Genomic DNA, 22,306 nt, shown 5'->3' with positions numbered 1-22,306 from the left:
GCTATCCGATCTTTGTGCAACGCCCATTCCTCCCACAACCCGTCATACCCGTTACATCCCCTGCCCCCGTGCAATGCCATAGTCCGGCAAAAAACAACACGGGCTACCCACCATGTACAGAAACACCTCCCCCCCTGCCGACGACAACGGCTGCGGCTGGTTCCACCTCAGCCCGCAACGTGCCCTGCGTCCTGCGCACCGGGGGCGGAGCGAGGCCCGCTGGGTGGTGCTCGGCGCCGGCTTCACCGGCCTTGCCGCCGCACGGCAACTGGCCCTGCACCACCCCGACGACGAGGTGATTCTGGTCGAGGCCCAGCAAGTCGGTTTCGGCGCCTCGGGGCGCAACTCGGGCTTTGCCATCGACCTGCCCCACGACATCGGCGCCGCCGACTACATCGGTGACCTGCCCACCGCGCGCATGAACCTCAAGCTCAACCTGCGCGCCCAGGCTATCCTGCGCCAGCTGATCAGCCAGCACGGTATCGACTGCCAGCTGCGCCCGGACGGCAAGTACCAGGCCGCCATCGAGGGCAAGGGCCTGGCGGTGCTGGAGGCTTACCGCAGCGGCCTGGAAAAGCTCGACCAGCCCTACCAGATGATCGACACCCGCGACCTGCCCGAGCACTTCGGCACCGGTTTCTACCGCAAGGCGCTGTACACCCCCGGCACCCTGCTGCTGCAACCGGCAGCCCTGGCCAAGGGCCTGGCCGACAGCCTGCCGGCTAACGTCACCCTGTACGAAAACACGGTGATCACCGCCATCGACCAGGGCGCGCGGGTCACTCTCAAGCACGCCAACGGCGAGATCGTCGCCGACCAGTTGCTGCTGACCAACAACGCTTTTGCCAGCCACTTCGGTTTCCTCACTGGCCGCCTGCTGCCAATCTTCACCTACGCCAGCATGACCCGCCCGCTGAATGAAGAAGAACAGGCGCGCCTGGGCGGCAAGGCCACCTGGGGCATCATCCCCGCCGACCCGTTCGGCAGCACCCTGCGCCGCACCCCCGACCAACGCCTGCTGGTGCGCAACAGCTTCAGCTTCAACGCCAATGGCCAGGCCAGCCAGCGCCACCTGCAACGGGCCGCGCGCCAGCACCGCGAGTCGTTCGAGCGGCGCTTCCCGATGCTTGCCGGCACGCCCTTCGACTACACCTGGGGCGGCTCGATGTGCCTGTCGCGCAACCACCTTTCGCACTTCGGCACCCTGGCGCCGAACATCCATGCGGCGCTGTGCTGCAACGGCCTGGGCATCACCCGCGGCACCGCCACCGGCACCCTGCTGGCCGACTGGCTGGCCGGCGAGCGTGACGAGCTGATCGACTTTTTGCTCGGCAGCGACGGCCCCAACCGCAACCCGCCAGAGCCGTTGCTGAGCCTGGGGGTCAACTTGAACCTGCACTGGGGCCAGCGCCGCGCTGGCCTGGAAAGCTAAGGAGGCGTCATGCACAGCCTGGGGATTCTGGGGGTCGGCGAGCTGACCGAAAAAGTCGTCATCGGCCTGCGCCGGGGCGGTTACACGGGGGCGATCTTGCTCTCGCCACGCAATGCCGAACGCGCCCAAGTGCTGGCCAGCGAGCACGGTTGCCAGGTGCTGGAAAGCAACCAGGCGGTGGTCGAGGCAGCCGAAACGCTGCTGCTGGGCGTACGCCCCACCTCGCTCGCCGAACTGGCCGCGCAGGTGCAGCTGCGCCCGGGGCAGCGGCTGCTGTCGCTGGTGGCCGGGGTGAGCCTGGAGCAACTGGCCAAGGCCTTCCCCGGCGCACAATGCGTGCGGGTGATGCTGTCCTATGCGGCGCAGTACAACCAGTCCACCGTGGTGGTGTGCCCGGCCGATGCGCTTACCGAGCAGGCCTTGAGTTCACTGGGCGAACTGGTGGTGGTGGCCGATGAAGCCGCCTTCGAGCTGGCCACCGTGGCGGCCTGCATGAACGGCTGGTTCTATTACCTGCTGCACGACCTGCAGCACTGGCTGAGCGACAAGGGCCTGCCCGCCGACCAGGCCCGCGCCCTGGTGCTGGGCAACCTGCAGGACTGCCTGGACAGCGCCCGGCGCCAGCCCGGCAGCAGCCTGCAGGCGCTGGGTGATGCCATCGCCACCCCCGGCACCTTCACCGCCGCTGGCCTGGCGGTGCTGATGCACCAACCGGTCAGTGCCACCTGGGGGGCAGCTTGCGAGGTGGTGCTGGATGGGTTGCTGACGCGGTCACGGCTGGGGGATTGAGACGGCAACGGCCTTGCTGAATCTGGCGCGGTCCCTGTAGGAGCGGCCTTGCGTCGCGATGGGCTGCGCAGCAGCCCCGGCAATCTTGCATGATGCAAAAAACCTGGGGCCGCTACGCGCCCCTTTCGCGGCACAAGGCCGCTCCTACAGGGATCGCACCAGCTTGTAGAATTTGAGCAAGACAGTTGCCCCCACAGGGGTTACCGACTCATCACCCAGTCACCACCTGATACGCCACCTGGTGCGCCTCGGTCGGCAACGGTACCTCCCACTTGAACAGCATGCGGCGGATGTCGTCGTTGCGCAGCGAGGTGTCGCGGCGCTGGTTGCGGCGCATGATCTCGGCTTCGGGGCGCTCCAGGTAGACCATCTGCACCTGGGCGTTGTAGCCATACAGCAAGTCCAGCGTGCGGCTGCGCATCTGCGCCGACAGGTGGGTGGAGTTCCACACGAACGGCCGCCGCTCACGCAGCAGCGCCTTGGCCCGGTCGATGGCGTAATGCGCGGCGGCGCCTTCGTTCTGCCCGTGGCGCAGGCCCAGGGCCTGGCGCGCATCGTCGAACGACACCACCGGCAAGTCCGGGTGGTACTTCGCCGTCCACGTGTCCTTGCCGCTGGCCGGCAACCCCGAGAGCATCACCACTTGCGAGCCTTCCGGTTGGTGCAGCGGGTAGTCCGGGTGCACCCGGGCACCGCGCAGGTACTGGATGCGCGTGTAGTCGTCGGCATACGCCCGCGGCCCGTGCAGGCAGCCCTCCTCGGCCGCCAGCTCGCGCCACAGCTCGATGGCCATCAGCACCTCGGCCTTGCCAGTGTAATGGCGGCCCTGCATGTCAGCCTCGGCCATGGCGCACAGCATCCACACCGGCAGCTCCCACGACAGCTTGTGCAGCAGAAACTCCGCACTGCGCCCGCTCCGGTCGCCCTGCAGGGCGAAGAACGGCAGCTGGTGCACGGCGATGATGCGGCACACCTGCTCGCGCAGCTCGAACGGCACCCCGGCGCGCCACAGCAGCAGCCGCGCATCCACCGCACCGCGGCGTGAATGGCCGGGCTGGCCGATGCGCCCGGTGTCGGGGTCGATCACCGTGGTGTCGGGCTTGGCGATATCGTGCAGCAATGCGGCGAAAAACAGCACGAAGCGCTGTTCGGCCGTGGCTTGCTGGTAGGCCGGTTGGGCCAGCAGCGCCTCGACTACCAGGCGGGTGTGGATCCACACATCACCCTCGGCGTGGTAGGTCGGGTCCTGCGGGGTGTCGGCCAGGCGCGCCAGGGCCGGGATGGCCGCCAGGCACGCCGCGGCGTCCATGTCGTGCCCAGGTTCGGGCACCAGTTGTTGCAATTGGCGAAACTCCATTTCGGAATGCTCCTTCAATAGCCACGGCGCGGGCCGAGCCAGTCCATGGACAGGCTCGGTGCATAAAGGTCGACGCCGTCGGCCAGTTGATTGGGGATGAACGGTTGGTTGGCGTGGTGCTGGTCGGCATCGAGGATGGCCTGGACGAAGTCCTGGCGAACCCACTTCAAGCGCCCGGTTACCTGCTGCGCGTCCTCGAGCTTCAGGTACAGGCCCTCCATGCGGCTGGAGCGGTCGCACTGGCGCCAGGCGCGGGCCAGGTCCAGGCCTTCGCGCTGTACCACCTGCTCGAATACCTCGCGCCAGCGTTCGGTCTTGGCCAGCGAGTCGCCGACCAGCGCCATCAGGTCACTGTGGCGGCGCGGCGCCGGGCCCTCGTACAGCACCGGCACCGACAGTACCGGCCCGCCGTCGAGCAGGCGCCGGCGCGCGGCGGTGCTGAGAAACTGGCCAGTGCCGCGGTCCCACACGTCGAACTCGCAGAAGTAATGCGGCAGGTGGTCGTAGAACACCGAGTGCTTCTTGTGCAGCCACTCGCCGTACAACACGAAGCGGTCTTCGAGGCGCCCGAGCAACCAGTGCTCATGAGCCACGGCCCATTGCTTGAACAGGTTGAACTGGCGCTCGCGGCCGCCGCCGGTGAGGTAGTGGCCGCGCGATTGCAGGCGTAGTTCGCCGCCTGCGCTGAAGCTGATGCCGGCGTTGGCGCCGTCGAGTTTTTCTTCCACAACCAGCCACTGGCCGGCCAGCGCGGTGTAGCGGACCTGGCCGGCGTCAGTGTCACCATCCTGCAGGCGCGAGCCTTGCAGGTGGGGGGTACGGGGGTACTTGAGCAGTTCGAGGGTGTGCGCGTCGGCACGAAAATCCATGTTCATGGGTTTCTCCTTGGGAATAGGGAAAAACCGACGACAGGATCAGGCAGGCACAGCGATGAAGCGCCGCCGCGCACGGGCGCGGGCAGCCATCAGGCACGATGGACCGTCGTCGGTATCAGGCTTGTTGGCAGGCTTGGGGCACTGGCTTCACCACTTCGGGAAAGGTTGCTGGGGTTGAAGGCGCGCATTCAACAGCATTTGGGGTGGCTGGGTCAAGCTCGGGGCTCGGGTTCGGGGCTAAAGGCCTGCGCCGCTTCAGCTGGCCCTTCAGCACTCGCAACGGCGGCGCATAAAAGAACCCGAACGACACACTACCCTTGCGCCCTTTCACCGCATGGTGCAGCCGGTGCGCCCGGTGCAGGCGCTTGAGGTAGCGGTTTACCGGCTTCGGCGCCCGTGGCCAGTGGCGGTGGAAGAAGCCGTCGTGGGCCACCACGTAGGCCAGCCCATACCCCGCCACCCCGGCCCCCACCCACTGCAACGGCGCATACCCGGCCTTGCCCAGCGCCACCAGCCCGGCAGCGATCAGCGCCAGGGCCACCAGGTACAGGTCGTTGGTTTCCAACACGCCCAGGTGCGGCTCATGGTGCGAGCGGTGCAGCCACCAGCCCCAGCCGTGCATCACGTACTTGTGGGCCAGGGTGCCGACGCCCTCCATGGCCACCAGGGTGGCGAACAGCACGGCAAGGTTGTACAGCATGCAAGGGTCCGGGTTCGAGGCGATAACGGGGCACAAGGGTAACATTGGAGCGCCAGGCGCAGGAAAGTTCGCCATGACGCAATTGTCATGATTTCACCCTTGACCCTGCCGGGTACCGGGCGTAAGGTCCGCGTCGCAGTTTTACCCCCTTCCCTGCACAGGAGCACCCTGCATTGGACAGTAGCCCCAGTCGATTGCGACAGGCCCACACGGCGAGCTAGTCCGGCAGCGTTCCTGCCACTGTCTCGCCGCACCCGGTAGACGGTGGTTTGTTCACCTTCCCTCCTTCTGATCCATTCGCCATCGGCGGTATGGTTCGTGGCCCTGCGCAATCATCGTTTTTGTTTCGCGCCACCTGATTGTGGCGCCCATGCGGGCCATTGCCCGCAGAACGAGGTTCGCTATGGATTGGAAAGTCTTTTTGCTGCGCGCAAGCGTGGCCCTGCTGCTCGGCGCACTGATCGGTGCCGAACGCCAACTGCGCCAGCGCCTGACGGGCCTGCGCACCAACGCGCTGGTGAGCACCGGCGCCTGCCTGTTCGTGCTGATGACCCAGGCGGTGCCAGGCATGTTGCCCAGTGACGCCTCGCGCATTGCCGCCTATGTGGTGTCGGGTATCGGTTTTCTTGGTGGTGGCGTGATCATGCGCGACGGCTTCAACGTGCGCGGCCTGAATACCGCCGCCACCCTGTGGTGCACCGCCGCGGTGGGCGTGCTGTGCGCCCTTGGCCTGCTGCTGGAGGCGGCGCTGGGCAGCCTGGTGGTGCTGTGCGCCAATATTTTGCTGCGCGATATCGCCCTGCGCCTGGACCGCCAGGAGGTGGTGCCGGCCAGCGAGGCCGAGCAGCGCTTCGAGGTGCGCATCGTGTGCCGCGCCGAAGACGAGATCCAGGTGCGCAGCCTGATGCTGCACAGCCTCAGTGACCCGGGCCTGCGCCTGCAATCGCTGCACAGCGAGGACCTGGCCGATGCGACGCGCCTTGAGGTGCGCGCCGAACTGCTGGGCACCGCCCAGGCGCCCACCTCGCTGGAGCGCCTGGTCAGCCGGGTAAGCCTGGAAAAAGGCGTCAGCGCGGTACGCTGGCAATTGCTCGCGCAGCCCTTGGCCGCCGACTAACCCTCGGCGCGCAGGTGCCGCTCGCGCAGCTCCTGGCGTTCCTTGGCTTCGATGCACAAGGTCGCCGTTGGCCGTAGCAACAGCCGGCGCAGGCCGATGGGCTCGCCGGTCTCCTCGCACCAGCCATAGTCGCCACGGGCCAGGCGCTCCAGGGCCTGGTCGATCTTGTCCAACAGCTTCTTCTCGCGCTCCAGCGAGCGCAGTTGCCAGTGGCGCTCTTCTTCGGCGCTGCCGATATCGGCCGGGTCGCTGTGCACCTCGTGTTCGCGCAGAGCGCGAAACTCCTGGTCGATGCGGCTTTGCAGCTCGCCGCGCTGGGCCAGCAGCAGGTTGCGAAAATACTGGCGCTGGGGTTCGTTCATGTAGGCGTCGGTGGGTTGGTCGAGCAGTTCGGCTTCGGTCATGGGGGTGAGTCCTGGTGAGGTATGACAATACGCTGCGCCCTTGTAGGAGCCGGCTTGCCGGCGATGGGGCCAGCAGGCTTGTTGCTTGCTGGCCCGGCCCTATCGCCGGCAAGCCGGCTCCTACAGAGGGCGCAGGCTAGCGCTCGAACATCAGCGGCAGGCCTTGGCAATGCGGTTGTAACTGCCCCTGGTACCAGGCCAGCTGGCCAGACACGACCGTGCTGCGCACCACATGGTGGAAGGCCTGGTGCTGAAACGGCGTCCAGCCGCAGCGGGCCAGGATCGGGTCATCGGCGGCCGGGCGCGGCGCAGCCAGCCGCTCGACCAGCGCGAAATCGGCCCAATACCCTTCGCGCAGGAACCCGCGGTCACGAATAGCGAACAATTCGGCCACCGCGTGGCTGGTCTTGTGCACCACCTGCGCCAGGCTCAACACACCCTGGCTGACCAGCTCCAGTGCCGCCGGCAGCGCATGCTGCACCAGCGGCAGGCCAGAGGGCGCCTGGGCGTAGCTGCGGCGTTTCTCCTCCAGGGTGTGCGGTGCATGGTCGGTGCCGATCACATCGATGCGGTCCTCGGCCAGTGCCCGGCGCAACGCCTGGCGGTCGCTGCCGGTCTTGATCGCCGGGTTGCACTTGATCAGGTGGCCCAGGCTTGCGTAGTCGCTGTCGTCGAACAGCAGGTGGTGCAGGCACACTTCGGCGGTGATGCGCTTGCCCGTCACCGGGCCCGGCCCGAACAACGCCAGCTCCCGCGCGGTGGTCAGGTGCAGCACATGCAGCCGCGTGCCAAAACGCCGGGCCAGCTCCACCGCCAGGCTGGACGAGCGATAGCAGGCCTCGGCATCGCGAATCAGCGGGTGCGCAGCCGGCGGAATGAACTCACCATGGCGCGCGCGCCAGGCCGCTTCGTTGGCCAGGATGCTCGGGGTGTGTTCGCAATGGACCAACACAATGGTCGGGGCATAGACAAACAGCTTTTCCAGCACCTGCGGGTCGTCCACCAGCATGTCGCCGGTGGAGGCGCCCATGAACACCTTGATGCCGGCCACCTCGCGCGGGTCCAGCGCGGCGATGGTGTCGAGGTTGTCGCGGCTGACACCGAAGTGAAAGCCATAGTTGGCCACTGAGTGGCTGGCTGCCCGCCGTTGCTTGTCGGCCAGCGCCTCGCGGGTGAGCGTGGGCGGGTTGGTGTTGGGCATGTCCATGAAGCTGGTGATGCCCCCCGCCACCGCCGCCCGCGACTCGCTGGCGATGCTGCCCTTGTGCGGCGCGCCGGGCTCGCGAAAGTGCACCTGGTCATCAATCATCCCCGGCAGCAGGTAGGCGCCTGCGGCATCGATCTCGCGCCGGGCCTGCACGTTGTAAAGGCTGGCGCCAATGCGCTCGATGCGGCCGTGGCGCACCAGCAGGTCGGCATCGAACACCTGCCCCTCGTTGACCAGCCGGGCGTTGCGAACGATCAGATCGTCCATGCTCAAAACTCGTTCTGCAGGGCTTTGTAACCCTGCACCAGGTCGATGTTGGTGCGCGCCACATCCTCGGAAAACTCCGAAGCCGACACGCTGACTGGCGGGTATTTGGCAAGGTCGGTGTGTGGGCCGATGTGCTCGGTGGGCGGTACGTAGAAGCGTGGCGGCAGGTCGCGGCCATCGACCACCGAGTTGTGCCGCACCACGCTGCCGTCGCCGACCTTGCAGTTGAACAGCACGCTGTTGAAGCCGATGAACACCCGGTCCCCCACCTCGCATGGGCCATGCACGATGGAGCGATGGGCGATGGAGCTGTACTGGCCGATACGCACGGCAGCGCCGGACTTGGAGTGGATCACCACGCCATCCTGGATGTTCGAGTTGGCGCCGATGACGATCGCCTGCATGTCGCCGCTGGCGTCGACCTCGTCGGCGCGGATCACCGCGTAGGGGCCGACGAACACGTTGTCGTGGATGATCACCTTGCCGCAGATGATCGCGGTCGGGTCGATGTAGGCCGATATGGCGATTTGCGGGAGGTGGCCGGAGGGGTTCTTGCGGATCACGGTGGGGCGCCTTGCAGGAAGTGGAATCCAGCAAATGTTACTTTATAACATTTTTCTTGCAACCCCCGCTTTCTGTAGGAGGTCACCCAGCCCTTTCGCGCTGCGCTGTCGCACAGGGAACACAGCGTGGGAGCGGGCTTGCCCCGCGACAGCGGTGCCAGCCTCAGCATCGCTATCGCGGGGCAAGCCCGCTCCCACGGTAACCTTATAAATCAAAGGTTTAGATTTTGTTTCATGAGAGCCCACCCAGCCTCGTAGGCTGCGCTGTCGCGCAGGGAACTACGGCCGCAAGCGCGCCCCGGCACCTGTGGGAGCGGCTTTAGCCGCGAAGCAGGCGCCGCGCAGGATGGCACCGGCTTCGCCGGTGTTCGCGGCTGAAGCCGCTCCCACAGAATCTTCGTTAAATCAACGAGTTGTGATTTGTTCCATAGGAGCCGGCTTGCCGGCGATAGGGCCAGTTAGTGCAACAAGTGCGCGCCATCCCCGAGGTGCCGTGGAATTTGCCGTTCTATGCGCGGCTGGGCTTCGAGGCGCTGGATGGGCGATTGCGGGAGATACTGGCCGAGGAACGGGCCCAAGAGTCCGCAAGGCAGTTGCTCCCGCAGGTTCCTCATAACTTTCAAGCCTGGCTTGGAACTTCCACACTCCCCGCCAGGCAATACCGGTCCCGCCCCTGGCGCTTGGCCTGGTACAGCGCGGCATCGGCGGCGGCCATCAGGTTCTCCGGCGTGAGCGCCTCAAGCGTCGGTGCGCCCACGGCAACCCCGGCACTGGTCGAAACGATCCCCAGCGGGCTGCCGCCATGCTCAATGCCCTGGCGGCGCAACAGCGCCAGTATTTCCTGCACGATCTGGCTGGCCCCCTGGGCATCGGTGTCGGGCAATAGCAGCGTGAACTCCTCGCCGCCATAGCGCACCGCCAGGTCGCCAGGGCGCTTGAGCGCCTGCTGCAGCAGCTCGGCAAAACGCCGCAGGCATTGGTCGCCAGCCGGGTGGCCGTAACGGTCGTTGTAGGCCTTGAAGTAGTCAAGGTCGAGCATCACCAGCGCCAGTGAATACCCCTGCCGGCGCGCCCGGCGGATTTCCGGCTCCAGTACCGCATCCAGCCGGCGGCGGTTGCCCAGCCCGGTGAGGCTGTCGGTCAGGGCCAGGGCCTTGAGGGTCTGGTGGGCCTGGTGCAGGGCGCGCTCGATGGCGATACGCTCGCGCAACTGGCGCAGCACCACCCAGCCAAACGCCGCCAGGCCAATCAGCAGCAACACCAGCACCACCACCGACTTGATCATGTCATGGCGCCAGGGCGCGATGATCGACTCGCGCGACAGCCCCGCCTCCACCACCAGCGGGTAGCTGCCGAGCGCACGAAAGCCATACAGCCGCGGTGTGCCGTCGACTACCGCCACCGCCTCGGCCACCCCTTCGCTGGCGTATGGCAGGTACTTGCGGAAGATATCGCTGGCCTGCAGGCTGCGGCCGATCACCTGCTCGACGAAGGGCCGGCGAACCAGAATGGTGCCGTCGCGCTTGGCCAGCACCAGGGCACCGCGCTCGTCGATTTTGAAGTCGCCGTAGTAGCGCACGAACCAGTCCACCTTGATGGTGCCCAGCAACACCCCGGCAAAGCGCCCGTCGGGGTAGTCCAGGCGCCGCGAGATGGGGATGATCAAATCGCCCGTGGAGCGGCTGCGCACCACCGAGCCGATGCGCACCTGGCGGTCGGTGTGGGTGCGGTGGTAGATGAAGTAGTCGCGGTCGGCGTTGTTGGCGCCCGCGGGCACCGCGTCCTGGTCGGTGACCACCCAGCTGCCGTCGGGGGCGTAGACGAACAAACCGTGCAACTGCGGCATGATTCGCGCCTGCTGCTTGAGCAAGGCGTGCAGGCGTGGCCGGTCGATATGCTCGAAGCCGTCGCCTTCCAGGCGTTCGGCCAGCGCAGCGGTGATGGCGTCGACCTGGCGGATAGCGTCTTCGGCGTGCTGGGCCGTAGCCCGGGCCAGGTTGGTCACGGCGTTCTCGGCGCTGCTGAAAGCCACCCGGTAGTCACGCCAGATGCGCCAGCCTTCCACCAACATGAAGGCCAGCATGACCACCGCCATGAACGCCAGCACCAGGCGGAACAACGACACCGCGCGTTGCTCGCTGGTCAGGGCGAAGAGGCCGTCTTCAGGCTGTTTTCTGGCTGCACACATTGAAGTCCCTTGTCATCGAGTGTCTGCCGCCCATGACTATAGCCCAGCGTGCCTGCGCGTGGCCTGGCCGGGGCTTGGCCGGGGCTTGGCCGCGCGGATTGTAGAGGTGCGCCCCGGGTGCGGCAATGGCCTGATTGCAGGCTTTACGGCGATACCTGCCAGTTAACGGAATCGGGGCCGCTGTGCGGCCCTTCGCGGGCAAGCCCGCTCCCACAGGGGCGTGCAAGGCCTCAAGCTGGCGCTGTACCTGTGGGAGCGGGCTTGCCCGCGAAGGGCTGCAAAGCAGCCCCACTTGTAACGTCAGGGTGCCTTTCGGCGCGGCCCACATAATCAAATCAAACCTTTGCCCCGGTGCCGGGCTCAACTGTACGCGACACTGACGTCGCGCCACCTGCAAAGGAGTTCGCCATGACCTGCAAACCCCTGTCACTGGCAGTTGCCCTGGCGCTCGGCACGGTACCGGCGGCGTTCGCCGCTTCCGATGACTTCGTTGACGCGGCGGTGGAAGGCGGCATCGCCGAGGTGGTAGCCGCCAGGCTCGCCCTGGAAAAAAGCCAGGCCGCCGATGTGCGCGCCTTCGCCGAGCTGATGATCAACAAGCACACCGAGGTGAATCAGCAACTGATGGCCCTGGCCCAGCGCCTGGACATCGACATCCCCAACGAGGCGGGCCTTACCGACAAGGCACGCAAGATGATCCTCGAAATGCGCGACGAGTCGTTCGACCGCGCCTACCTGAACAACCAGGTCGACGCCCACCAGAAGGCCGTCGAGTTGTTCAAGCGTGAGGGTGAATCGTCCGACAAACCCGAACTCAAGGCCTTTGCCAACGAAACCCTGCCCAACCTGGAGCAGCACCTGAACATGGCCAAGCAACTGCAGGCCAGCCACGGCAAGTAGGAGATGTACCCCATGAGCGATACCGCACTGCAAACCGAACTCTTGACCCGCCTGCTGCACGCCCACCCGCAAGGGCTGGGCAAGGAGATTCTCGACAACTACCGCGGCGAGAAAGCCGTGGCCAGTGTGCTCAAGACCCTGCAGGAACACGGGCTGATCCAGGCCGGCAGCATCAGTGTCGACCACAGCCAGCAACTGAGCGTGAGCTACCCGATCAAGCTCTCTTCTGCCGGGGTCGAGGCGGCGCACAAGGTCGACGGCTGAACCTGGTAAAGCACCTATCCAAACCCACGTCACCTCGCAGTTCTGCAAGGTGACGCCTGGGGCGCTGCTCTGGCTTGCTGATTGCTCCAACTTTACTTCGGAGCAAACAATGATCAACGCACTCTACCGCCCCTGGCTGCTGGCCTTGTGCCTCGGCCCTCTGGCAGCCTCCATGGCCACTGCCTCTGCGCTGTCCAGCGGGGCACTGCCCGGCACCAGGCAGCACCTGCTTACTACCCAGCATGCGCCTGCGGCGCAATCGCTCGAGACAACGGCCAGGGATTACCTGGCGCACCTGGCGGCAGACCCGGCCAACACGCATATCACCCTGGTGGACGTAGCCCCTGATGTAGTCAATGCACACACCCGTGAACTCGTCGTTACCCTACCCTCCGGGCAAAGCACCACCTTCCAGCTACGCGACTACGCCACGCTGTACCCAGGCATCACCGGGGTGGTGGGCTATGTCCCGTCATCTGCGCCTGACGCCCTCACTGATGCAACCGGCCAGAATGGTTACGACCCCCGCTACTACCTGTCGCTGGCGCAGCAAGGTGAAAAGCTCTCGGGGCGCATCGTTGTCGATGGCCAGCTGTATGAACTCGACAACATCGCCGCCACCACCCACGCCCTGATCAAGGTCGATGAAAGCAAACTGCCGCCCGATGGCGAACCGCTGGTAGCCGACCAGGACACAACGCAAGTTGCCCCCGCCCGAACCACACCGCGCACGGCTCGCAGCTACCTGCGTGTGCTGATGGTGTCGACTGACCAGATGCGCGCGCAAAGCCCGAATTGGCTGCTGGGTATGGCACAAGCGCTGCAAAACACCAACCAGTACTTCGCCAACAGCGAAGTGGACATCCAGCTGACCTTGGCCGGCCACTACGATGCCGACTACGATGAAACCGGCAAAAACTCCTCGATGCAGTTGCGTGACCTGGCAACCGCCCAGCCTCTGGGGGCTGTCGTGCGCCCGATACGCGATGCACTGTCGGCGCATTTCGTGGTTCTGGCCTCGAAAGCACGGGATGTATGCGGTCTCGCCTGGGTCTCGGCAGTGAAGGGTAATACCCATTCACTGGTCAGTTGCACCGGCGCACTTGGGCATGAGCTGGGGCACAATCTGGGCGCCTCTCATCATTGGACGTCTCCATCACCGAGCGTTCCGCCCTATGGCTACGGCTATGAAGACAAGGCTGCCCGCTTCCATACCCAGATGAAAACGTCGCACGGGGCCCTCCCGCTCTTCTCCAACCCGTTGGTCAACCACATCCAAAACCCCATGGGCAACGCGGAAAACGCCGACGCAGCACGGCGCTTCAATGAGCGCAGGGCTACGATCGAGGCCTTCTACACACCAGGCCCCATGGACATGACCGTCTACGCATCCCCTAACTTCTCGGACCAAAGCTGCAACAGCAGCGTTGTCCCCGGCAGCGGTTTCGCCTTGGCCGACTGCGCCGGCCCGAAGCGCTGGGATGCTGGGGTACATTCCATCAAAGTTGCCAACTTCCAGGGGGGCAAGTTGTGCCTGCAGGACGCCTATGACTCACCTACGGTGCTGGATTGCTTCGAAGGGGGTTATGTGGGGGATTGGCACCTGCCTGACATGACAAGCGATGAAGGCCTGCCACCTGGGCTCAAGCGCACCACCGTGGGTACACCAGGGGCCGAGGTACGCGCCATCCGCTACTACTGAGTCGATGCCTGGCCTGGCCTTTTTTCTTGCGTCGGGGGTTGGCCCCCGGCGCAACGAGGCAGTTGTCCTCCATTCAGTCTTAGCCATGGCGCAGCAGCGCCATGCACAAAGTCCTGGGAGCGCCAGCCATCTTGGCTTGTGGTTGTGGTATTCGCCTCGGCCTTAGGCTTTGTACGAAAAGTGCCTGCGCGACGATCATGCTGCGTTGAAAACAGGCTCGGAATGCTCATTTGCAACCAGCAAAGTCGAGCGCGACTCCGACCGTTCCTCGCCTGTTTTCGCCTTGCCTGATCGCCGCTCGGCTACTTTTCGTACAAAGCCTAGCTGGCGCTCAAGGTGGGCAACTGAACTTCGCATTACATCTATTCACCTCGTAGTTGTACTAGCAGACGACCAAGGCGCTGCTCTGGTCTGCTGATTGCTCCAACTTTCCTCAGGAGCAAGCAATGATCAACGCAATCTACCGACCCTGGCTGCTGGCCCTGTGCCTCGGCCCACTGGCAACCTCCGTGGCCACTGCCTCTGTACTGCCCAACGGGGCACTGACCGACTCGCCGCCAAACCTGATCACTTCCCGGCATGCGCCTACGGCGCAATCGCTCGAGACGGCGGCCAGGGATTACCTGGCACACCTGGCGACAGAGCCGGCCAACACGCATATCACCCTGGTGGACGTAGCCGCTGATGTGGTCAGTGCAGATACCCGTGAGCTCGTCGTTACCCTGCCCTCGGGGCAAAGCACTACCTTCCAGTTGCGCAATTACAACACGCTGTACCCCGGCATCACGGGGGTGGTGGGCTATATCCCTTCATCGTCCGCTCAGGCCCTCGCCGGTGCAAAAGGCGAGATCAGTTTCGACCCTGGCTACTACCTTTCACTGGTGCGGCAAGGTGAAAAAATCTCGGGACGCATCGTTGTCGATGGCCAGGTGTATGCGCTCAACAACATCGCTGCTACCACCCATGCCCTGATCAAGGTCGACGGAACGAAACTGCTGCCACATGGCGAGCCGCTGGTAGCCGATGAAGCGCCAGGACAGGCTGCCCCTGCGCAGGCAGCACCTGGCTCGGCACCCAGCAAACTGCGGGTGCTGATGGTGTCAACCGACCAGATGCGAGCGCACAACCCCAATTGGCACGATGAGATGCTCCTGGCGCTGCAAGACGCCAACGAGTACTTCGCCAACAGTAACGTGAGCATCGAGCTGAGCTCAGCCGGTTACTACGACGCCGACTACGATGAAACCGGCAAGGACTCCCCGGTGCAACTTCGTGACATGGCAATCAGCCAGCCCTTGGGGGCTGCCATCCACCCGGTGCGTGAAGAGCGGTCCGCGCACTTTGTCGTTTTGGCCTCGAGAGCACGAGATGTCTGCGGCCGTGCATGGATTACAGCAGGGAAGCACAACACCCATTCACTGGTCCGTTGCAGTGTCGCACTGGCGCATGAGCTGGGGCACAATCTAGGCGTCACGCATCATTGGACGTCCCCGAGTCCGAGCGTACCGCCCTATGGCTACGGCTTTGAAGACAAGGCTAGCGGCTTGCATACCCAGATGATAGACGCGCGTGGGGCCATCCCGTATTTCTCCAACCCAGACGTAAAATACAACGGGCGTGCCATAGGCGACCCCGACAACGCCGACGCGGCACGCCGCCTCAACGAGCGCAGGGCCACGATCGAGGCCTTCTATCCGTTGACGCCGCAACCCTGAGATCTGCCTGGGGGGAGATCCTTCATCAATGGCAGCGGCGGGCAAGCTTTCGTGGTTGCATAGATTAAAGCTGCCGGGGCGTGAAGTTTTATTGGATCGTCGAGCGACGCAGACAAGTCAGGCCCTATCGCCGGCAAGCCGGCTCCTACAGGTACAGCACAGGCCCGAAGCTGGTGCGATCACTGTAGGAGATCACCCAGCCCTTCGGGCTGCGCTGTCGCGCAGAGAACTGGGCACGAGCCCGCCGCGGTACCTGTGGGAGCGGGCTTGCCGGAGTGCCGGACCACCGCGAAGCAGGCGACGCGGTGTCTGGCACCGGCTTCGCCGGTGTTCGCGGGCAAGCCCGCTCCCACAGGCCCCTGCTAAATCAATGAGTTGTAGTTTGTTCTATGAGAGCCGGCTTGCCGGCGATAGGGCCGGCTCAGGCAATACAAGAACTCAACCCAACGCCCCCGGCACATCCACATCGCGCAACACGCCACCGTCCTCGGTATCCAGCCACACCACCGATTGGCGATGCCGCTGCAGCACCGACCGCGCCCCTTCATCGCCGCCCAACGCGGCCAACTCACCCCAGAAGTCCCGCCCGAACAACACCGGGTGGCCATTGTGCCCGCCATGGCGCGGCACCACGATGCGTGGCGCGGCGGCCTGGCTGGCCAGTTCACGCAAGGTTTGCGGCAAGATCCAGGGCATGTCGCCCAGCAAGATCGCAACAGCCGTGGCCTGGCTATCTGACAGCGACGCGACGCCCGCCGCCAGGCTATGCCCCATACCCAACCCCGCATCCGGGCTGGGCACCACCCGGCACTGCGCCGGCAAGCCCAGCTGTGCAGCGCTTTCCCCGGCCCGCAGCACCACCCGTACCTCATCGAACACGCCCAGGGCGCGCTCGACGCTGTGCTGCAACAGGCTGCGGCCATCGCCCAGCACGGCGCGGCGCTTGTCGGCGCCAAAGCGCGAGCCCTGCCCCGCCGCCAGTACCAGCGCGACGACCGTCACAGCGCCTCGCGGGCGACGCCGCTGCGGGTACGCAGAATGTCGGCCAGCACCGCCAGGGCGATTTCCGCCGGGGTCTTGCTGCCCAGGTTCAGGCCGATGGGCGCGTGAATGCGCGCCATCTCGCCGTCACTCAGCCCGCCGATGCGGCGCAGGCGTTCGCGGCGTTTGTCGGAGGTGGCGCGTGAGCCCATCACCCCTATATAGAAAGCTTCGGTACGTACCGCTTCGAGCATAGCCAGGTCATCGATTTTCGGGTCGTGGGTCAGCGCCACCACCGCGGTGTCGCGGTGGCAGCCGCCATTGGCGATGAACAGCGAGGGCAGTTCACGGCGAATTTCTATCCCGCCCAGCACCACGTTGTCCATTACCTCGTCCCGCGGGTCGCACAGCACCACCTCGAAACCCAGGCCCTTGCCGAACTCGGCGCAAAAATGCGCAACGCTCGAATAGCCCGCCAGCAGCAGGCGCTGGGCAGCGCCGATGCGTAACCGCACCCAGCCCTCGCCCTGCTCCACCCGTGGGCCCTGGCTGTGGTCGTCGTGCAACTGCAACGCACCGCTGTCCAGGTCGACCTCGCGCAGCAAGCGCCGGCGCCCCAGCAGCGCCGCCTCCAGTTGCGCCAGGTGTGCCTGGCTTGCGCAGTCGCCCGGCAGGTTCTCTACCAGCACGTCGAGGATGCCCCCGCACGGCAGGCGAATATTGCCGCGGCTGTCGCTGCCGTCGCCATAGCGCACTACCGCCACGCAACTGGCAAACTCGCCAGCGGCGACGCGTTCGAGGAAATCCTCCTCGACGCAACCGCCGGACAACGAGCCGACCCAGTGCCCGCTCTCGCTCACTGCCAGCAGCGAGCCCGGCGCACGGGGCGCCGAGCCGTAGGTGCAAAGCACCGTGCACAGCCACACGCGCAAGCCGTCGCGGGCCCACTGCCCCGCCTGTTGCACCACCTGCAGGTCGAGATGCTGCACGGTTCAGTCCGCCTTCAGCTGGGCCAGCTGCTGTTGGGTGAAGTCGCCCGGCAACCCGCCCCAGGCTTCGCGCAGGTAGTTGACCATGTCGGTCAGCTGCTGGTCGTCGAGCTTGTCGGCAAAGCCTGGCATCGGCTGCATGCGCTCGAAGCCGGTGAACTGCTGCTCGCGAATGCCGTCGACGATGGCCTTGACCAGGTTGCGCGAGTCGCCCTGGCGCAGCACGGTGTTGCCCTGCATGGCCACGGCGATATGCGGCTTGCCCTCGCCGTCCACGCCATGGCAGCCGGCGCACACGTTCAGGTACTGCTGGCGGCCACGCTTGGCGCTTTCGCCCAGGGTTTCGTGGGCCACCGCCTGCACCACCTTGGCCGCTGGCGGCTGGTCACCCAGCAGGTAGGTGGCCATGGCCGACAGGTCGCTATCCTCCAGGTGCTGGGTACTGTGGTGCACCACCGGGTACATCTCGTTGAACATGCTGCCCTGGGCGCTCATGCCGTGCTTGAGGAAGGTGGCCAGGTCGGCCTGGTTCCAGCCGCGCTCGGCCAGGTCCTTGGCCAGCAGGCTGGGGGCGAGATACCCCATCAGCAGGCCGCCGCTCATGCGCTTGTCCTGCTCCAGCGCGCCGATGGGGTTGCGCGGAGTGTGGCATTCGCCGCAGTGGCCGAGCACCTCGACCATGTACTGGCCGCGCTTCCACGCCTCGCTGTTGCCCTTGCCCTCTTCCACCTGCACGCTCTTGCCGTACAGCAGGTTCCAGCCCATCAGGCCGGTGCGCACGTTGAACGGGAAGCTCAGGCTGGTGACCGGGGCCGGCCGGTTGATCGGCGCCACGCTCATCAGGTAGGCGTGGATGGCATCGGAGTCTTCACGCTTGATCAGGTGATACGAGGTGTACGGCATGGCCGGGTACAGGTTGGCGCCGTCCTTGCGCTTGCCTTCGGTCAGCGCCGCAAAGAACTCATCCTGGCTGTAGTTGCCGATACCATGCTGCTTGTCCGGGGTGATGTTGGTGCCATAAATGGTGCCGAACGGCGAATGGATCGGCAGGCCGCCGGCATAGGGCGCACCACCTTCTGCCGTGTGGCAGGCCATGCAGTCGGCGGCGCGGGCCAGGTACTCGCCGCGCTTGATCAGGCCTTGATCAGCGGCTTGCACGCCGAGGGCGAACACCGCGCCGATGGCCAGGGCCAGGCTGCTCAGAACACGTGTCATGTTCAACCCTCCTTGACCAGGCCGAGGTCGCCCAGCACATCGCGGGTGGCCTCGTAGTAGCGCACGTAGCCGGTGCAGCGGCACACGTGGTGGCCCAGGCTTGCCTCGATGGCGTCCTCCAGCTCGCTCTTTCTCAGCGGCTTGCGCTGGGCCTTTTCCACCAGCACCGTGGCGGCGTTGACGAAGCCCGGGGCGCAGTAGCTGCACTGGAAGGCGAACTTGTCGACGAACTTTTGCTGGATCGGGTTGAGCTCGACCGGGTTACCGGCCTCGTCCAGTTTCGCGTGGCCCTCGATGGTGCGCACCTTCTTGCCTTCGAAGTAGTGCGCGCCGGTGATGCAGGTGCGCACCTCTTCACTGGTGCCGTCGGGGTTGTCGACGATCACCACGCAGGCGTGGCAGATGCCTTGCCCGCAGCCCAGGCGCGAGCCTGTGAGGTTCTGGTATTCGTGCAGATAGTCGAGCATCGCCAGGTCATCGGGGACCACCTCGGTGACGACAGGTTGACCGTTAAGGGTCAGTTGCAGCTTGCGGTCAGCCATTGAGGGCCTCCTTGACGCGGGCGGGGGTGATGGGCAGGTCGCGGACACGCTTGCCGATGGCATGGGCCACGGCGTTGCCGATGGCACCGACCACCGGGATCATCACCACCTCGGCGATGCCCTTGGACGGGTCGGTGGGTGACAGCGGCGGCAGAATCTCCGAGGTTTGCTTCCACACCGCCACATGTTTGGCCATCGGCAGGCGGTAGCGGTTGAAGTTCCAGTCACCCTCCCCCGGGCCGCCCTCGTACAGCGGCATTTCTTCGAGCAGCGCATGGCCGATACCCATGGCAATACCGCCCTCCAGCTGGCCCTTGACCAGTTCGGGCACCAGCACGCGGCCGCATTCGACCCAGCTGTGGTGGTTGAGCACCTGCACCTCGCCGCTGCCCTTGTTCACCTTCACTTCGACGATGGTCGCCACCGGGCTGTAGTAGGTGACCATGGCGTTGTTCAGCTGGGTGGCCGGGTACTCGGCGTTCTGCCGGTCCAGCAGGTGGAAGCCGGCGCTGCTCATCTGGGCTTTCTTGGCGTTTACTGCGCCGTCGCCGTACTTCACCGCCAGGGCGTCCAGCGGCAGGCGCTCGCGCACCCCATCGATGACGAAATCGGCCTCGGCCCAGCTCCAACGGTTGAACCCATGCACGCTCGCGCCGGTGACCAGGCCCATTTCGTGGGCTTTTTTCGCAAGCGTTGCAAACGGGATTGGCGCCAGGCCGTTGCCGGTCAGCTCGCCGTTGACCCACACCGCATTCTCGCGACGCACCACCAGCGGGTTGGCCTGGCCGCCAAACGGGCCCTGGCTCCACAGCGCCATGGCCGCCGGCCACAGGCCGTGGTTGAACAGCACCCGCGCAGCTTCACGGGTGGCATGGCTGAAGTAGAACGCCGAGTTGGTCGCCGACGAAGGCGAAGCCAGCTTGCCGACCCAACGCGGGTCGCGCAGCGCGGCGTCCTGCTCGGCCTGGCTGATCAGGTAGGGGTTGCCGCTGGTGCTCAGGGCCAGCTCCGGCCATTCGGTCTGGGCGGTCTGCACATGGTCGGCAACCCGGCCCAGGAAGTCGCTGACCACCAGGGCCTGCGAAGTCGACATGCCGGTACCCAGCTCGGTGCCGATATGGCGCAGGGTGATCTGCCCGTCGGCGCTGAACTCGATGGCCGCCATCGGCGCCTCGGAGCCGGTGCCGAAGTCTTTCTGGGTGATGGCAAAGCCCACGCCGTACCAGTTGTCGTGGTCCTTGGCGTCCTCGGCGCGCTTGCGCGCGTCGCGGTTTTTCCACCACTCATGCTCGGCGGCCTTGTCGAGGATCTCGTGCAGGCGCAGGGCACCGGCAGGCACCGCGCCCTGGGTGTTTTTCATGCCCGACTTGAGCGCGTTCTTGCGCCGCAGCTCGATGGCATCGACGCCCAGGCGACCGGCGATCTCATCCACCATCATTTCGGTGGCGGCCATGCTCTGCAGGGTGCCGTAGCCGCGCATGGAGCCGGCCTCGACACCGCGCGAGTGGTAGGCGGTCACCGACAGGTCGTTCTGCGGCATGTAGTAGATCGACTGCGCAGCCGTGGCGCCCACCGCCGCCACCGACGGGCTGTAGTTGATGCGCCCGCCGCCATCGACGGTCATTTCGGCGCGGAAAATCTTGAAGCTCATGTCGCGTTTGTCTACCGCCAGCTGGTAGCGGATATCGAACGGGTGACGCTTGATGCCGCTCTGGAACTGCTCGTAACGGTCGTTGGCCAGGCGAATCGGCACCCCGGCGCCGTACAGCGCAGCCACCGCGGCGTAGAACACGAAGATGTTGTTGTCCTTGGAGCCGTAACCGACGGTGTAGCCCGGGTGCACGTTCAGGTGTTTCAGGGCAAAGCGCGACGGCTTGATCATGTGCACGCACTCCTGCGCCACTTCGAACGGGCACTGGGTGGCCACGACGAAATGCAGGGTGCCGGTGGCCGGGTCGTACCAGCCGTTGCCGTTGTCCGGCTCGAGCGCTGCCGGCTCGATGGACGGGGTTTTGTAGCGCTCGTCGAACAGCAGCCAGTCTTCCGGCGGTGCCTTGAGCTGCTGGTCGATACGCTGGGCGTAGAACATGCCCTGCTCGGTGAGGTTGCCGTGCTGCTTGGGTTCGGCGGTCCATACCGGCTTGCGGGCCAGGATGGTGGGGAACAGCATGGTGTTCTTCAGGCTTGAGTATTCGTCCTCGTCGAACGGCGTATTGCCGCCCACCCGCACGAAACGGAAGCTCCCGTAAGGGTCGCGCTGGTACAGCGGGGCCTGGGCGCCATAGCGGATCGCCTGGTCGTTGAACTGCAGCTTGGCCTTGGCCTTGCGGTAACGCTCGAAGTCGTTCCAGATCAGGATCGCCACCGGGTGGCCGATGAACATCGGCACCTGGCCAGGCGGCAGCAGCGGGTCTGGCGAGTGGGCTTCGGGCCAGGCGATGCCGTCCTTTTTCAGGTCGTCGGCGGTGACGATGCGGTCCGGCTGCAGGCCGGCGCCCAGCAGCGCCAGGTCAAAGCCTGCGTAAATACGGTCGGCCTTGGTCGCCTTGAGCAGCATGGCGTGGCCCTGCTGTTGCGGCCAGCCGGGCATGTCCTTGGCGCGGATATCACGGGCGAACACCTTGTTGCCGCACACCTTCGACAGCGCGTCGTTACGAAAACGCGCCTGGCCGTCGTGCTTCATCCACTTCTGCGGCGAGGTGGTGACACGGTTTTCCATCAGGGCGGCGAACGCCTGGCTGCCGAGCGGCGCCAGGGTCACGCCGACACCGGCCACCAGCCCGCCTTGCAGGAACGAGCGCCGGGAAATATCACGGTTGGACATGGTTGATCCTCGGGGCAGTCAGGCGCTGCCCTTGTTTTTCTGATGCGTGTGGCTGCGCACTGGCAGCCTGAGGCCGCGCACGATCACAAAAACTGACCTTTAAGTCAAGATCAACATCTTGTTACACCGACGGAAGTCAACCGGGCAACTTGTCGCGGGCGCAAACCCGAATGGCGCTCTGTGTAGGAGCGGGGGGGGGGGGGGGGGGGGGGGGGGGGGGGGGGGGGGGGGGGGGGGGGGGGGGGGGGGGGGGGGGGGGGGGGGGGGGGGGGGGG

19 protein-coding genes are annotated in these 22,306 nt (G+C 65.6%); 7 read left to right on the top strand and 12 right to left on the bottom strand.

What is annotated here, in order from left to right:
• Positions 1 to 112: 112 nt before the first annotated feature.
• Positions 113 to 1,432, top strand: coding sequence for an NAD(P)/FAD-dependent oxidoreductase (locus ACI2KK_RS25970; RefSeq protein WP_404671208.1), 1,320 nt, complete (start codon positions 113 to 115; stop codon positions 1,430 to 1,432).
• 9 nt (positions 1,433 to 1,441) lie between these two features.
• Positions 1,442 to 2,221 carry a pyrroline-5-carboxylate reductase family protein gene (locus tag ACI2KK_RS25965; protein ID WP_404671207.1) on the top strand — a complete coding sequence of 260 codons (780 nt, stop codon included), beginning with the start codon at positions 1,442 to 1,444 and terminating at the stop codon, positions 2,219 to 2,221.
• A gap of 211 nt (positions 2,222 to 2,432) precedes the next feature.
• On the opposite strand, the gene ACI2KK_RS25960 is transcribed toward ACI2KK_RS25965, so the two are convergent.
• From ACI2KK_RS25960 to ACI2KK_RS25950, 3 genes are all read right to left on the bottom strand, one after another.
• A complete protein-coding gene (locus ACI2KK_RS25960) occupies positions 2,433 to 3,578 on the bottom strand; it encodes an AAA family ATPase (protein ID WP_404671206.1) in 1,146 nt (381 codons plus the stop codon).
• A gap of 14 nt (positions 3,579 to 3,592) precedes the next feature.
• Positions 3,593 to 4,453, bottom strand: coding sequence for an RNA ligase family protein (locus tag ACI2KK_RS25955; RefSeq protein ID WP_404671205.1), 861 nt, complete (start codon positions 4,451 to 4,453; stop codon positions 3,593 to 3,595).
• A 115-nt stretch (positions 4,454 to 4,568) separates the two neighbouring features.
• A complete protein-coding gene (locus ACI2KK_RS25950) occupies positions 4,569 to 5,153 on the bottom strand; it encodes a sterol desaturase family protein (protein WP_404671204.1) in 585 nt (194 codons plus the stop codon).
• Positions 5,154 to 5,556: 403 nt separating this feature from the next.
• Between ACI2KK_RS25950 and ACI2KK_RS25945 the strand changes: the two genes are divergently transcribed.
• Entirely contained in the window at positions 5,557 to 6,270 is a 714-nt protein-coding gene (locus ACI2KK_RS25945; protein WP_404671203.1) for an MgtC/SapB family protein, read from the top strand.
• On the opposite strand, the gene dksA is transcribed toward ACI2KK_RS25945, so the two are convergent.
• From dksA to ACI2KK_RS25925, 4 genes are all read right to left on the bottom strand, one after another.
• Positions 6,267 to 6,674 carry an RNA polymerase-binding protein DksA gene (gene dksA / locus ACI2KK_RS25940; protein WP_369986566.1) on the bottom strand — a complete coding sequence of 136 codons (408 nt, stop codon included), beginning with the start codon at positions 6,672 to 6,674 and terminating at the stop codon, positions 6,267 to 6,269. The genes ACI2KK_RS25945 and dksA overlap by 4 nt on opposite strands.
• Before the next feature lie 136 nt (positions 6,675 to 6,810).
• Positions 6,811 to 8,148 carry a dihydroorotase gene (locus ACI2KK_RS25935; protein ID WP_404671202.1) on the bottom strand — a complete coding sequence of 446 codons (1,338 nt, stop codon included), beginning with the start codon at positions 8,146 to 8,148 and terminating at the stop codon, positions 6,811 to 6,813.
• Positions 8,149 to 8,150: 2 nt separating this feature from the next.
• Positions 8,151 to 8,711, bottom strand: coding sequence for a DapH/DapD/GlmU-related protein (locus ACI2KK_RS25930; RefSeq protein ID WP_217885206.1), 561 nt, complete (start codon positions 8,709 to 8,711; stop codon positions 8,151 to 8,153).
• A 619-nt stretch (positions 8,712 to 9,330) separates the two neighbouring features.
• The gene (locus tag ACI2KK_RS25925; RefSeq protein ID WP_404671201.1) at positions 9,331 to 10,899 is read right to left on the bottom strand and encodes a diguanylate cyclase; all 1,569 of its coding nucleotides are present in this window, start codon (positions 10,897 to 10,899) and stop codon (positions 9,331 to 9,333) included.
• A 408-nt stretch (positions 10,900 to 11,307) separates the two neighbouring features.
• On the opposite strand from ACI2KK_RS25925, the gene ACI2KK_RS25920 reads away from it, so the two are divergent.
• From ACI2KK_RS25920 to ACI2KK_RS25905, 4 genes are all read left to right on the top strand, one after another.
• The gene (locus ACI2KK_RS25920) at positions 11,308 to 11,799 is read left to right on the top strand and encodes a DUF4142 domain-containing protein (protein ID WP_404671200.1); all 492 of its coding nucleotides are present in this window, start codon (positions 11,308 to 11,310) and stop codon (positions 11,797 to 11,799) included.
• Between the two features lie 12 nt (positions 11,800 to 11,811).
• Positions 11,812 to 12,063 carry a hypothetical protein gene (locus tag ACI2KK_RS25915; RefSeq protein WP_404671199.1) on the top strand — a complete coding sequence of 84 codons (252 nt, stop codon included), beginning with the start codon at positions 11,812 to 11,814 and terminating at the stop codon, positions 12,061 to 12,063.
• Between the two features lie 109 nt (positions 12,064 to 12,172).
• Positions 12,173 to 13,765: a zinc-dependent metalloprotease family protein gene (locus tag ACI2KK_RS25910; protein ID WP_404671198.1), complete on the top strand. Its 1,593-nt coding sequence runs from the start codon at positions 12,173 to 12,175 to the stop codon at positions 13,763 to 13,765.
• 446 nt (positions 13,766 to 14,211) lie between these two features.
• A complete protein-coding gene (locus ACI2KK_RS25905; RefSeq protein ID WP_404671197.1) occupies positions 14,212 to 15,480 on the top strand; it encodes a M12 family metallo-peptidase in 1,269 nt (422 codons plus the stop codon).
• A 438-nt stretch (positions 15,481 to 15,918) separates the two neighbouring features.
• Here the strand turns inward: ACI2KK_RS25905 and ACI2KK_RS25900 are convergent, their stop codons facing one another.
• Genes ACI2KK_RS25900 through ACI2KK_RS25880 form a run of 5 tightly spaced genes read right to left on the bottom strand, consistent with a single transcriptional unit; the run spans position 15,919 to position 22,031 of the window.
• Positions 15,919 to 16,482: an NTP transferase domain-containing protein gene (locus tag ACI2KK_RS25900; RefSeq protein WP_404671196.1), complete on the bottom strand. Its 564-nt coding sequence runs from the start codon at positions 16,480 to 16,482 to the stop codon at positions 15,919 to 15,921.
• The gene (locus ACI2KK_RS25895; RefSeq protein WP_404671195.1) at positions 16,479 to 17,450 is read right to left on the bottom strand and encodes an XdhC family protein; all 972 of its coding nucleotides are present in this window, start codon (positions 17,448 to 17,450) and stop codon (positions 16,479 to 16,481) included. The genes ACI2KK_RS25900 and ACI2KK_RS25895 overlap by 4 nt, the downstream gene beginning before the upstream one ends.
• A gap of 3 nt (positions 17,451 to 17,453) precedes the next feature.
• Positions 17,454 to 18,665 carry a c-type cytochrome gene (locus tag ACI2KK_RS25890; protein ID WP_404671194.1) on the bottom strand — a complete coding sequence of 404 codons (1,212 nt, stop codon included), beginning with the start codon at positions 18,663 to 18,665 and terminating at the stop codon, positions 17,454 to 17,456.
• 2 nt (positions 18,666 to 18,667) lie between these two features.
• Positions 18,668 to 19,207, bottom strand: a complete 540-nt coding sequence (locus ACI2KK_RS25885) for a (2Fe-2S)-binding protein (RefSeq protein WP_404671193.1) — start codon at positions 19,205 to 19,207, stop codon at positions 18,668 to 18,670.
• Positions 19,200 to 22,031, bottom strand: coding sequence for a xanthine dehydrogenase family protein molybdopterin-binding subunit (locus tag ACI2KK_RS25880; RefSeq protein WP_404671192.1), 2,832 nt, complete (start codon positions 22,029 to 22,031; stop codon positions 19,200 to 19,202). Before ACI2KK_RS25880 ends, ACI2KK_RS25885 begins: the two co-directional genes overlap by 8 nt.
• Positions 22,032 to 22,306: the final 275 nt, after the last annotated feature.

Origin of the sequence: Pseudomonas sp. NPDC089406 (genome assembly GCF_044900265.1) — a bacterium.
GTDB classification, from domain to species: Bacteria; Pseudomonadota; Gammaproteobacteria; order Pseudomonadales; family Pseudomonadaceae; genus Aquipseudomonas; species Aquipseudomonas fakonensis.
Note: the sequence above shows the minus strand (reverse complement) of the source record. Positions and strands in the feature narration are given on the sequence as shown.